9 protein-coding genes and 1 pseudogene are annotated in these 13,048 nt (G+C 73.2%); all 10 read left to right on the top strand.

Features of this window, described 5'->3' with window-relative positions; translation table 11 throughout:
• A pseudogene (locus ACFSNB_RS17650) lies at positions 1-242 on the top strand (hypothetical protein); the annotation flags it as partial.
• Positions 239-2,023 (top strand): peptidoglycan D,D-transpeptidase FtsI family protein, encoded by a 1,785-nt coding sequence (locus tag ACFSNB_RS17645; protein WP_377318980.1) that lies wholly within the window; start codon positions 239-241, stop codon positions 2,021-2,023. The pseudogene ACFSNB_RS17650 and the gene ACFSNB_RS17645, both read left to right, overlap by 4 nt.
• 4 nt (positions 2,024-2,027) lie before the next feature.
• A complete protein-coding gene (locus ACFSNB_RS18885; RefSeq protein WP_417629377.1) occupies positions 2,028-4,877 on the top strand; it encodes a UDP-N-acetylmuramoyl-L-alanyl-D-glutamate--2,6-diaminopimelate ligase in 2,850 nt (949 codons plus the stop codon).
• Positions 4,867-5,955: a phospho-N-acetylmuramoyl-pentapeptide-transferase gene (gene mraY / locus ACFSNB_RS17630; RefSeq protein WP_377318978.1), complete on the top strand. Its 1,089-nt coding sequence runs from the start codon at positions 4,867-4,869 to the stop codon at positions 5,953-5,955. The genes ACFSNB_RS18885 and mraY overlap by 11 nt, the downstream gene beginning before the upstream one ends.
• A 10-nt stretch (positions 5,956-5,965) precedes the next feature.
• Positions 5,966-7,384, top strand: coding sequence for a UDP-N-acetylmuramoyl-L-alanine--D-glutamate ligase (gene murD, locus ACFSNB_RS17625; RefSeq protein ID WP_377318976.1), 1,419 nt, complete (start codon positions 5,966-5,968; stop codon positions 7,382-7,384).
• Positions 7,381-8,511 (top strand): putative lipid II flippase FtsW, encoded by a 1,131-nt coding sequence (gene ftsW, locus ACFSNB_RS17620; RefSeq protein ID WP_377318974.1) that lies wholly within the window; start codon positions 7,381-7,383, stop codon positions 8,509-8,511. The genes murD and ftsW overlap by 4 nt, the downstream gene beginning before the upstream one ends.
• Positions 8,508-9,623, top strand: coding sequence for an undecaprenyldiphospho-muramoylpentapeptide beta-N-acetylglucosaminyltransferase (gene murG / locus ACFSNB_RS17615; protein WP_377318972.1), 1,116 nt, complete (start codon positions 8,508-8,510; stop codon positions 9,621-9,623). Before ftsW ends, murG begins: the two co-directional genes overlap by 4 nt.
• Positions 9,624-9,629: 6 nt before the next feature.
• Positions 9,630-11,081, top strand: coding sequence for a UDP-N-acetylmuramate--L-alanine ligase (gene murC, locus ACFSNB_RS17610; protein ID WP_377318970.1), 1,452 nt, complete (start codon positions 9,630-9,632; stop codon positions 11,079-11,081).
• Positions 11,078-12,013: a UDP-N-acetylmuramate dehydrogenase gene (murB, locus tag ACFSNB_RS17605; protein WP_377318968.1), complete on the top strand. Its 936-nt coding sequence runs from the start codon at positions 11,078-11,080 to the stop codon at positions 12,011-12,013. Before murC ends, murB begins: the two co-directional genes overlap by 4 nt.
• Positions 12,010-12,927: a D-alanine--D-alanine ligase gene (locus tag ACFSNB_RS17600; protein ID WP_377318966.1), complete on the top strand. Its 918-nt coding sequence runs from the start codon at positions 12,010-12,012 to the stop codon at positions 12,925-12,927. Before murB ends, ACFSNB_RS17600 begins: the two co-directional genes overlap by 4 nt.
• The last annotated feature ends 121 nt before the right edge of the window (positions 12,928-13,048 follow it).

Raw genomic sequence — 13,048 nt, 5'->3', positions numbered from 1 at the left:
CCGCGCCGCCGCCCCGGCCCGCCGCCAGCCGTCCGGCCCCGGCCGCCCCGGTTCCCGCCGCCGCCAGTCTGGCGACGACCGCGCCGGCCCGGGTGATGGTGATGCCGTCCGCCCCGGTCACCCCGCCGGCGCCCGCCGCCCCCGCCACCAGCGTCGCCACCGGCCACGGCACCCGTTCGCTGGTGATCCGCTCCCCGGCGCTGGCTCAGGGCGCCCCCGACCTCGAGGCCGAGGCGCGATGAGCCTGTTCCCCTCGCGCCGCCGCCCCGGGTTCCATGCCGGCGACGACCTCCAGGCGGGGGTCGCGGTCCGGCTCGACGGCGTGCGCAGCGAGGCCCTGGAAACCGGCCGGTCCCGCCTGCTCGCCACCGCGCTGGTGTTCGTGCTGGTGTTCGGGGCGATCGCGGTGCGGCTGGTCGATGTCACCCTGCTCGATCACGGCGGCAACAGCGGCGCCGGCACCGGCGGCGGCCGCAGCAGCGGGGTCGAGATGGCCCGCGCCGACATCACCGACCGCAACGGGGTGCTGCTGGCCTCGTCGCTGCCGACGGTGTCGCTGTTCGCCCGCCCCGACGACCTGCGCACCGCCCGCGCCGACCCGGTCGAGGCGGCGACCCGGCTGGTCGGGGTGCTGCCCGAACTCGACGTCGCCGACGTCGCCGCCCTGCTCGGCTCGAACCGCCAGTTCGCCTATCTGCGCCGCAACCTGACGCCGCGCCAGTATCAGGACGTCAACGCGCTCGGCATCCCCGGGCTCCAGTTCGAGAAGGGCGAGACCCGGGTCTATCCGCACGGCCCGCTGCTGGCCCATGTCGTCGGGATGACCGACATCGACAATGTCGGCATCGCCGGGATCGAAAAGCGGTTCGAAACCACCCTGCGCGACAGCCACGAGCCGCTGCCCCTGTCGATCGACATCCGGGTCCAGACCATCGTCCGCGACCAGTTGCTGCGGGCGGTGGAGGAATTCAGGGCGATCGGCGCCACCGGGATGGTGATGGACGTCCGCACCGGCGAGCTGCTGGCGATGGTCAGCCTGCCCGATTTCGACCCCAACGACCCGCCGCCCGGCACCGATCCGGCCCTGTTCAACCGCGCCACCAAGGGCGCCTACGAAATGGGCTCGACCTTCAAGCTGTTCAACACGGCGATGGCGCTGGAAAGCGGCCGCATCACCATGAACAGCAGCTTCGACGCCACCAAGCCGCTGGTGTTCGCCGGACGGGTGATCCACGACGATCACGCCCAGAACCGCTGGATGACGGTGCCGGAGATCCTGATCCATTCCTCCAACATCGGCTCGGCGCGGATGGCGCTGGAGGTCGGCACCGAGGCCCAGCGCGCCTTCCTCGGCCGGATCGGCATGCTGGCGCCGCCGGCGATCGAACTGCCCGAGGTCGGCGCGCCGCTGGTGCCCAATCCCTGGCGCGAGATCAACACCATCACCATCTCGTTCGGCCACGGGCTGTCGGTGACGCCGCTGCAATTGCTGGCCGGCACCGCCGCCCTGGTCAATGGCGGCGAATATCACGCCCCCACCCTGCTGGCCCATCCCGCCGGCGAGCAGACCCCGGCCTTCCGGGTGGTCAAGCCCGCCACCTCGGCCCAGATGCGCCAGTTGATGCGGATGGTGGTGGCCGACGGCACCGGCAAGAAGGCCGACGTGCCGGGCTACGACGTCGGCGGCAAGACCGGCACCGCCGAGAAGGCCGCCCATGGCGGCTATCGCCGCAAGGCGGTGCTGGCCTCGTTCATCGCCACCTTCCCCAGCGACGATCCGCGCTACGCCGTGCTGATCATGGTTGACGAACCGCAGGGAACCCGCGAAACCTACGGTTTCATCGCCGCCGGCTGGACTGCCGCCCCGGTGGCTGGCCGGGTGATCGCCCAGATCGCCCCCCTGCTCGGGCTGATGCCCAAACCGGTGGCGCCGCCGCAGCCGGTGGCCGGACGCGGCCGCGACGGGCGTCCCGCCACCGCCACCACTCAGCCGGGAGGGCACGAGGTTGCCGCGTTTGACTGAATTGATGCCCGGGGTATCCGGGCCCGATCCGATCATCCTCGGCCTGACCGCCGATTCGCGCGCGGTGCGGCCCGGCTTCCTGTTCGCCGCCTTGCCCGGCAGCCGCCAGGACGGCCGCGACTTCATCCCCGCCGCGCTGGCTTCCGGGGCGGTGGCGCTGCTGGTGCCGGCCGGCCACGCCGTCGCCGATCTGCCGCCCGGGGTGGCGCTGATCCATTCGCCCAACCCGCGCCGCCGCCTCGCCTTGCTCGCCGCCGCCTTCGCCGGGGCCCAGCCCGAGACGATGGTGGCGGTGACCGGCACCAACGGCAAGACCTCGACCGCGTGGTTCTTCCGCCGGATCATGGCCGGGCTCGGCCATCCCGCCGCCGCGATCGGCACCCTCGGGGTGATCGCCGACGGCTGGGACGAGGCCAAGGGCGGCATGACCACCCCCGACCCGGTCGAACTGCACCGGATTCTGGCCCGGCTGGCCGGGCTGGGGGTGACCCATGCCAGCCTGGAGGCGTCGAGCCACGGCCTCGACCAGGAACGGCTCGACGGGGTGCGGCTGAAGGCCGCCGCCTTCACCAACCTGACCCGCGACCATCTCGACTATCACCGCGACATGGAGGCCTACGCCGCCGCCAAGCGCCGTCTGTTCACCGAGCTGCTGCCCGGCGACGGCGTCGCGGTGATCGACATGGACGGCGACTGGTCGCCTTATTTCGCCGCCGCCGCCCGCGCCCGCGGCCTGCGCCTGATCACCACCGGCGCCGCCGGCGAGGACATCCGCCTGATCGAGGCCACCCCCACCCCCACCGGCCAGACCCTGCGCCTCGGCCTGTTCGGGCGCGAGGTCAGCGTCGCCCTGCCGCTGGCCGGGCGGTTCCAGGCCCACAACGCCTTGTCCGCGCTCGGCCTCGCCGTCGCCATCGGCGCCGAGCCGGCCCGGGCGCTGGCGGCGCTGGAGCGGCTCGACGGGGTGCCGGGGCGGTTGCAGCGGGTCGCCGCCCGCGCCAACGGCGCCGCGATCTATGTCGATTACGCCCACACCCCCGACGCGCTGGAAACCGTGCTGCGGGCGCTGCGGCCCCATGCCACCGGACGGCTGGTGGCGCTGTTCGGCTGCGGCGGCGACCGCGACCCCGGCAAGCGCGGCCTGATGGGCTCGATCGCCGGCCGGCTGGCCGACCGGGTCCTCATCACCGACGACAACCCGCGCGGCGAGGATCCGGCCCGGATCCGCTCGGCGATCCTGGCCGGCTGCCTGGGCGGGATCGAGATCGCCGACCGCCGCGCCGCGATCGGCACCGCCGTCGCCGGGCTGGAGGCGGGCGACCTGCTGGTGATCGCCGGCAAAGGCCACGAGACCGGCCAGATCGTCGGCGATCAGGTGCTGCCGTTCGACGACGCGGTCGAGGCCCGCGCCGCCGCGCTGGCGGCCGACCGGATCGGCGGGGCCGGGCCGCTGTGGACCGGCGCCGAGGCCGCCGCCGCCACCGGCGGCCACGCCGAGGGCCGCGCCTGGAGCGCCGGCGGGGTGTCGATCGACAGCCGCAGCCTGCAACCGGGCGAGCTGTTCGTCGCCCTCAGGGGGCCGAGCCATGACGGCCACGACCATGTCGCCGCCGCGCTGGCGGCCGGGGCCGCCGCCGCCCTGGTCGAACGCCGGCCGGACGGGCTGGCCGCCGACGCCCCGCTGCTGCGGGTGGCGGACAGCGGCGCCGCGCTCGCCGCGCTGGCCGGGGCCGCCCGCGCCCGCACCACCGCCCGCGTCGCCGCCATCACCGGCAGCGTCGGCAAGACCGGCACCAAGGAGATGCTGGCGCTGGCCCTGGCCGAGCAGGGGCCGACCCACGCCACCGCCGGCAACCTCAACAATCATTACGGCGTGCCGCTGTCGCTGGCCCGGCTGCCGCGCGATGCCGCCTTCGCGGTGTTCGAACTCGGCATGAACCATCCGGGCGAGCTGACCCCGCTCGCCGCGCTGGTGCGGCCCGAGGTGGCGCTGATCACCACCGTCGAGGCGGTCCATCTCGAATTCTTCGCCTCGACCGAGGCGATCGCCGACGCCAAGGCCGAGATCCTCGGCGGCGTCACCCCGGGCGGGGTGGCGATCCTGCCGCGCGACAACCGCCATTATCACCGCCTCGCCGCCGCCGCGACCGAGCGCGGCCTCGTCGTCCGCTCGTTCGGCAACCACATCGATGCCCACGCCCGCCTGCTCGATTGCGGGGTCGATCCGGATTCGACCGCGGTGTTCGCCCTGATCGGCGACCGCGCCCTGGCCTACCGCATCGGCGTGCCGGGGCGGCAATGGGCGGTCAATTCGCTGGCGGTGCTGCTGGCGGTCGAGGCGCTGGGCGGCGACCCGCTGCGGGCGGCGCGCGCCCTGGCCAGCCTCGCCGCGCCGAAGGGGCGCGGCCGGCGGCTGCGCCTGCCCTGCGCCGGCGGCGGCAGCGTCGAGCTGATCGACGAAAGCTACAACGCCTCGCCGGTGTCGATGAACGCGGCGATCGCCGCGCTGGCGGCGGCCCGGCCGGCCAAGGGCGGCCGCCGCCTCGCCGTGCTGGGCGACATGCTGGAACTGGGGCGAGACTCGCCGGCTTTGCATGCCGGCCTTGCGGAAGCGATCGAGACCTGGGGGATCGATCTGGTGTACACCGCCGGCCCACTGATGGCCAACCTCCACGCCGTCCTGGCCGAATCGCGCCGGGGCGGCCATGCCGATTCCGCCGACGCCGCGATCCCGCTGGTGCTGGCCGGCCTGCGTCCGGGCGACGTGGTGATGGTCAAAGGCTCGGCGGGCAGCCGCATGGCCCGCGTCGTTCAGGCTCTGACGGAAAGGGTGCCGGGGCAACATGCTGTATGATTTTCTTTATCCCCTGGCCGACCAGATTGGGGTGTTCAATCTGTTCCGCTACATCACCTTCCGCGCGGTCGGCGCGACGCTGACCGCGCTGGTGGTGTCGTTCGTGCTGGCGCCCCGACTGATCGTCTGGCTGCGCGGCTGGCAGAAGCAGGGCCAGCCGATCCGCGCCGACGGGCCGGAAAGCCATCTGCTGACCAAGAAGGGCACCCCCACCATGGGCGGGCTGCTGATCCTGCTGGCGCTGGCGGTCTCGACCCTGCTGTGGGCCGATCTGCGGTCGCCCTGCGTGTGGATCGTGCTGCTGGTGACGCTGGGCTACGGCCTGATCGGCTTCCTCGACGATTACCTCAAGGTGTCGAAGAAGAACCCCAAGGGCCTGCCCGGCCGCTCGAAGCTGGTCGGCGAGATCGCCATCGCCCTCATCGCCGCGCTGTGGGTGCTGTCGATTCAGCGCGAACCGATGGCCGGTGCCCTCGCCGTGCCATTTTTCAAGACCATCCTGATCCAGTTGTCGTGGTTCTACCTGCCCTTCGCGGTGTTCGTGGTGGTGGGGGCCGGCAACGCCGTCAACCTGACCGACGGACTCGACGGGCTGGCGATCGTCCCGGTGATGATCGCCGCCGGGGTGTTCGCGGTCATTTCCTATCTGGTGGGCCACGCGGTGTTTGCCAACTACCTGCAGATCCATTACGTCCCCGGCGCGGGCGAACTGGCGGTGTTCTGCGGGGCGCTGGTGGGGGCCGGCCTCGGCTTTTTGTGGTTCAACGCCCCGCCGGCGATGGTGTTCATGGGCGACACCGGCTCGCTGGCGCTGGGCGGCGCGCTGGGCGCGGTGGCGCTGGTGACCAAGCACGAGCTGGTGCTCGGCATCGTCGGCGGCCTGTTCGTGCTGGAGACGGTGTCGGTGATCGTCCAGGTCACCTCCTACCGCCTGACCGGCAAGCGGGTGTTCCGGATGGCGCCGCTGCACCATCACTTCGAGAAGAAGGGCTGGGCCGAGCCGACGGTGGTGATCCGGTTCTGGATCATCGCCACCATCCTTGCCCTGGCCGGGCTTTCCACCTTGAAACTGCGATAGGGGAGGATCGATGGCGCTCAGCTTTCTCGCCGGCCGGAAGGTCGCGGTGATGGGCCTCGGCAAGTCGGGCACCACCACCGCCCGGGCCCTGCTCGCGGCCGGCGCCACCGTGCTGGCCTGGGACGACGAGTCCACCGCGCGGGACCAGGCGTCGAGCGCCGGCATCCCGGTGGCCGACCCGCTGGCGGAATGCCCGCTGGGGGTCGATCTGCTGGTGTGGAGCCCGGGCGTGCCGCACACCCACCCCACCCCCCATCCGCTGGCCGAGGCCGCCCGCGCCGAGCGGGTGCCGCTGGTCAGCGACATCAGCCTGCTGGCCCGCTCGCGTCCCGGCGCCCGCATCGTCGGCATCAGCGGCACCAACGGCAAATCAACCACCACCACCCTGGTCGCCCATCTGCTGGCGGAAGCCGGGATCGCGACCGCCGCCGGCGGCAATCTCGGCACCGCCGCGCTCGACCTGCCCGACCTCGGGCCGGACGGGCGGCTGGTGCTGGAGCTGTCCTCCTACCAGCTCGAACTGTCGGACGGGCTGGTGCTGTCGAGTGCCGCGCTGCTCAACATCACCCCCGACCATCTCGCCCGCCATGGCGGGATGGAGGGCTATGTCGCCGCCAAGCGCCGGCTGTTCGATTATCTCGCCCCGGACGGCACCGCCGTGATCGGCATCGACGACGAACCCTGCCGGGCGATCGCCGCCGAACTGGAGGCCGCCGGCCGGCGGGTGGTGCGGATCTCGGCCGAAACCCCGCTGGAGCGGGGAGTATCGGCCGCCGACGGCAAACTGCGCGAGGACGGAGAGGTGGTGGCCGATCTCGCCGCCTGCCCGCGCCTGCCCGGCCGCCACAACTGGCAGAACGCCTGCGCCGCCTATGCGCTGGCCCGGGCCGAAGGGGTCGCCCCCCAGGCCGCCGCCGCCGCGCTGGCGACCTATCCCGGCCTCGCCCACCGCCAGGAATGGCTGGCCGAGATCGGCGGGGTGGCCTGGATCAACGATTCGAAGGCGACCAACGCCGACGCGACCGAAAAGGCCCTGGTCTGCCATGAGCGGATCCACTGGATCCTCGGCGGCCGGCCCAAGGAGGGCGGCATCGACGCGCTGGCGCCGCTGTTCCCCCGCATCGCCCACGCCTATCTGATCGGCGAGGCGACCGAGGCCTTCGCCCGGCGGCTGGCCGCCGCCAAGGTGCCGACCACCTGCTGCGGCGAACTGGGGGTCGCGGTCGATCTGGCCCGGCGGCAGGCCCGGAGCGGCGAGGTGGTGCTGCTGTCGCCGGCCTGCGCCTCGTGGGATCAGTTCCGCTCGTTCGAGCATCGCGGCGACGTGTTCCGCGAGATGGTCGCCGCGATCGAACGCAACGCCCGCGCCGACGGCGTGCCGACCAGCGGCGCCCCCCGGGGGGCCGAGGGCGGGAGTGCGGCGGGATGAGCATCACCTTCGGCCGCACCGATACCTCCGTGCTCGGCCGCTGGTGGTGGACGGTCGATCGCTGGACCATCGCCGCCCTGATGCTGCTGATCGCCGTCGGCGCCCTGCTGACGATGGCGGCCAGCCCGGCGGTGGCCGAGCGGATCCACGTCGAGAGTTTCCATTTCGTCCGCCGTCAGTTCGTCTTCCTCGCCCCGGCGGTGGCGGTGATGCTGGGGGTGTCGCTGCTGACCCCGCGTCAGGTGCGGCGGATGGCGGTGATCGGGCTGCTGGTATCGGTGGCGATGCTGGTGCTGGTGCCGCTGATCGGCGCCGAGGTCAAGGGGGCGCGGCGCTGGCTGACCCTGGCCGGCCTGTCGGTGCAGCCGTCGGAATTCGCCAAGCCGTTCTTCGCGGTGGTGGTGGCCTGGATGTTCGCCGGCGCCCGGCTCGATCCCGGCTTTCCCGGCCGGCTGATCGCCTGCGGCCTGCTCGGGCTGGTGGCCGGGCTGCTGCTGCTCCAGCCCGACGTCGGCCAGACCGCGGTGCTCGCGATGATCTGGGCGGTCGAGTTCTTCCTGGCCGGGATGCCGCTGCTGCTGGTGGTGGGGATGGGAATGGCCGCGCCGGTGCTGGCGGTGGCCGCCTACCAGATGTTCCCCCACGTCCAGTCGCGGGTGGACCGTTTTCTTGACCCGTCGGGCGGCGACGGCTATCAGGTCGCCACCGCGCTGCACGCCTTCCGCAATGGCGGGCTGTTCGGCTGCGGCCCGGGCGAGGGCAAGGTCAAGCTGGTGCTGCCCGACGCCCACACCGATTTCATCCTCGCCGTCGCCGGCGAGGAATTCGGCCTCGCCCTGTGCCTGGTGGTGGTGGCGCTGTTCGCCTTCGTCGTGCTGCGCGGTCTGGCCCGGCTGATCAAGGAGGACAACCTGTTCGTGGTGCTGGCCACCACCGGCCTGCTGGTGCAGTTCGGCCTCCAGGCCTGCGTCAACATGGCCTCGACCCTGCGGCTGATGCCGGCCAAGGGGATGACCCTGCCGTTCATCTCCTATGGCGGCTCGTCGATGATCGCGCTGGCGCTGGCGATGGGGATGGTGCTGGCGCTGACCCGCACCCGTTACGGACAGGAAGGACTCGACACATGAAACCGGCCGCGCCGCTGATCGTCCTCGCCGCCGGCGGCACCGGCGGCCACGTCTTTCCCGCCGAGGCGCTGGCCGGGGCGCTGCTGGAACGCGGCCTGCGCCTTGCGCTGGTCACCGACCGGCGCGGCGAGGCCTATGGCGGCACGCTGGGCCAGCTCGAAACCCACCGCATCCGCGCCGGCGGACTGGCCGGGCGCGGCCCGCTGGCCCGGCTGCGCGCGGCGGGCGAACTGGCGCTCGGCATCCTCCAGGCCCGCCGCCTGCTGAAGACGCTCGACCCGGCGGTGGTGGTCGGCTTCGGCGGCTATGCCTCGGTGCCGGGGATGGTGGCGGCGACGATGGCCCACCGCCCGACGGTGATCCACGAGCAGAACGCGGTGCTCGGCCGCGCCAACCGGCTGCTGGCCGGGCGGGTCGATCGCATCGCCACCTCGTTCCCCCAGGTCGCCCACATCGAGCCCCGCCTCGCCGACCGGCTGGTCCATACCGGGATGCCGGTGCGGGCGGCGGTGGCGGCGCTGGGCGGCACCCCCTACCCCGCCCCGGCCCCGGACGGCCCGCTGCGGCTGCTGGTGCTGGGCGGCAGCCAGGGGGCGCGGGTGCTGTCCGAGGTGGTGCCGGCGGCGCTGGCCCGGCTGCCCGACGACCTCCGCCCCCGGCTGGAGGTGGCCCAGCAGTGCCGGCCGGAGGATCTGGCCGGGGTCGAGCAGGCCTATCGCGCCAGCGGCATCCGCGCCACCCTCGCCAGCTTCTTCGCCGACGCGCCGGAACGGATCGCCCAGGCCCATCTGGTGATCGCCCGCGCCGGGGCCTCGACCGTGGCCGAGCTGATCGCGCTCGGCCGCCCGGCGATCCTGGTGCCCTACCCCCACGCGATCGACGACCATCAGACCGCCAATGCCCACGCCGTCGCCGAACATGGCGGGGCGTGGCTGATGCCGCAGACCGGCTTTACTCCCGAAACCCTGGCGGCGCGGCTCGACGAGTTGCTGCACGCCCCGGAAACCCTGACCCGCACCGCCGCCTGTGCCGGTCGCGCCGGCCGTGCCGACGCCGCCCGCCGTCTGGCCGATCTGGTGGTCGGGCTCTGTCCGCCTGCAACGAGGACCTGACCACCCATGCGCACCATGCCGCTTTCCATCGGCACCATCCATTTCGTCGGCATCGGCGGCATCGGCATGTCCGGCATCGCCGAGATCCTGCACAACCTGGGCTACCGGGTGCAGGGCAGCGACATCGCCGACAACGCCAATGTCGAGCGGCTGCGGCGGATGGGCATCGGCATCCGCATCGGCCACAGCGCCGAGGCGCTGGGCGACGCCCGGGTGGTGGTGGTGTCCTCGGCGGTGCGGCCCGACAATCCCGAGGTGCTGGCGGCGCGGTCGCGGCTGGTGCCGGTGGTGCGCCGGGCCGAGATGCTGGCCGAGCTGATGCGGCTCAAGACCGCGATCGCCATCGGCGGCACCCACGGCAAGACCACCACCACCTCGCTGATCGCGGCGATGCTCGACGCGGCCCGGCTCGATCCCACCGTGATCAACGGCGGCATCATCAACGCCTACGGTACCAACGCCCGGCTCGGCGCCAGCGACTGGATGGTGGTCGAGGCCGACGAATCCGACGGGTCGTTCCTCAAGCTGCCCTCGACCGCGGTGGTGGTCACCAACATCGACCCCGAGCACATGGACCATTACGGCAGCTTCGACCGGCTGCGCGACGCCTTCCTCCATTTCGTCGAGAGCATCCCGTTCTACGGCTTCGCCGCGCTGTGCATCGACCATCCCGAGGTGCAGGGGCTGATCGCCCGGGTGCCCGACCGCAAGATCGTCACCTACGGCCTGTCGCCCCAGGCGATGATCCGCGCGATCAACCTGCGCCCCGGCGCCGGCGGCTGGTCCTATGACGTCACCCTCACCGACCGGGTCACCGGCCAGTCGCGCACCATCGCCGACCTGCATCTGCCGATGTATGGCGAGCACAACGTGCAGAACTCGCTGGCGGCGATCGCCGTCGCCGCCGAACTCGGCCTGCCCAACGACATCGTCCGCCGCGCCCTGGCCGGGTTCGAGGGGGTCAAGCGCCGCTTCACCCGGGTCGGCGGCGCCCACGGCATCGAGGTGATCGACGATTACGGCCATCATCCGGTCGAGATCGCGGCGGTGCTGAAGGCGGCGCGCGGCGCTTGCCCCGACGGGCAGGTGGTGGCGGTGGTCCAGCCCCACCGCTACAGCCGGCTGGCCAGCCTGATGGCCGAGTTCTGCACCTGCTTCAACAATGCCGACACCGTGATCGTCGCCGACGTCTATGCCGCCGGCGAGGCGCCGATTCCCGGCATCGACCGCGACGCCCTGGTGCGCGCCCTGCGCGACCACGGCCACCGCAACGTGATCGCCCTGCCCGAGCCGGCGGCGCTGCCCGGTCTGGTGCGGCGGGTGGCGCGGCCGGGCGATCTGGTGGTCTGCCTCGGCGCCGGCTCGATCACCAGCTGGGCCCAGGCCCTGCCGGCGGCGCTGGCGGCGCTGCCGCCGCCGCCGGCCGGCGATCCGGCGACGATGGAGGACGGCGAATGAGCCAGCCCCGGCCCACCGCCCGGACCACCGGCGGCGCCGACTGGCGCGATTCGCTGCCGCCCTTGCGCGGCCGGGTCGATCGCGACGCCCCGCTCGCCCCCTTCACCTGGTTCCATGTCGGCGGCCCGGCCGAGTTGCTGGTCCGCCCGGCCGATTCCGCCGACCTCGCCGCCTTCCTCGCCGCCCTGCCGGCCGGGGTGCCGCTGACGGTGATCGGCGCCGGCTCCAACCTGCTGGTGCGCGACGGCGGGGTGCCGGGCGCGGTGGTGCGGCTCGGCCCGGCCTTCGGCGCGGTGACGGTGGCCGGGGGCATGGTGACGGCCGGGGCCGGCGCGCTCGACCTCGCCGTCGCGCGCGAGGCCGAGGCGGCCGGCCTGGGCGGCCTCGAATTCCTCTCCGGCATCCCCGGCTCGATCGGCGGCGCGGTGCGGATGAATGCCGGCGCCTTCGGCCGCTGCCTCGCCGACGTGCTGGTCGAGGCGCACGGGCTCGACCGCGCCGGCCAGCCCTGGCGGCGCGATGCCGCCGGACTCGGCCTCGGCTACCGCACCAGCGCGCTCGGCGATGACGAGATCGTGCTGGGCGCCACCCTGGCCGCCCACCCCGGCGACCCGGCGGCGATCAAGGCCGAGCGCGAGCGGATCCGCGCCCACCGCGAGGCCCACCAGCCGCAGAAGGTGCGCACCGCCGGTTCGACCTTCGCCAATCCGCCCGGCGACAGCGCGTGGCGGCTGATCGACGCCGCCGGTTGCCGCGGCCTGACCCGGGGGGGAGCGCGGGTGTCGGACAAGCACTGCAATTTCCTGATCAATCTCGGCGAGGCCACCGCCGCCGAAATCGAGGATCTGGGCGAGGAGGTCCGGCGGCGGGTGCGGGAGCACAGCGGCGTCGAGCTGCATTGGGAAATCCGCCGCATCGGAGTCCGGCCATGAGCGCGCGTCGGGTCGCGGTGCTGATGGGCGGCGCCTCCTCGGAGCGGGAGGTGTCGCTGCGCTCGGGTCAGGCGGTCGGGGCCGCGCTGGGCGAGGCCGGCTACGACGTCACCCTGGTCGAATGCGGCCGCGATGCCGCCGCGCTGGTGGCGGCGCTCGATGCCGCCCGGCCGGACGTGGTGTTCAACGCCCTGCACGGCCGCTTCGGCGAGGATGGCTGCGTCCAGGGGCTGCTGGAACTGATGCGGCTGCCCTACACCCATTCCGGGGTGATGGCCTCGGCGGCGGCGATGGACAAGGCCCAGGCTCGCCGCCTGTTCGAGGCCGCCGGCCTGCCGGTGGCGCGCGGCCGGGTGGTGCGGCGGGGCGAGCCGGCGCCGCTGCCCCGCCCCTATGTGGTCAAGCCGCTCAACGAGGGCTCGTCGGTGGGGGTCCACATCGTCGCCGCCGGCACCAACGCCGACCCGCTGGGCGCGTGGCCGTTCGTCGGCGATCAGGTACTGGTGGAAGAGTTCATTCCCGGGCGGGAACTGACGGTGGCGGTGATGGGCGACCGGGCGCTGGGTGTGCTGGAGATCACATCCGACCACGGTTTTTATGACTACGATGCCAAATACGCTCCCGGCGGCTCCCGCCACATCATGCCCGCCCCCCTGCCCGCCGCGGATTATGTCGAAGCCGGTCGTCTGGCGGTGGCGGCGCATCAGGCCCTGGGTTGCCGGGGCGTCTCACGCGCCGATTTGCGCTATGATGACACCCGCCCGGGGGAGAAGCCGCGTCTGGTGCTGCTCGAAGTGAATACCCAACCCGGCATGACCGCGACCTCGCTGGTCCCGGACATCGCCGCCCACGCCGGCTTGAGCTTCCCCGATCTGGTCCGCTGGATGGTGGAGAACGCGCAATGCGACGTCTGAGCGCCGCCGACATTGTCGTAACGCCCGACGACCGGCTGGTCCCGGTCGGTGCCGGCGCGCCCCGCGCCCGCCGCGCGGCCCGCGACGCGGCGGCGCCCGCCGAGCCCCCTGCCGCGCCCGC

Origin of the sequence: Phaeospirillum tilakii (assembly GCF_042683125.1) — a bacterium.
Lineage (GTDB): Bacteria > Pseudomonadota > Alphaproteobacteria > Rhodospirillales > Magnetospirillaceae > Phaeospirillum > Phaeospirillum tilakii.
Note: the sequence above shows the minus strand (reverse complement) of the source record. Positions and strands in the feature narration are given on the sequence as shown.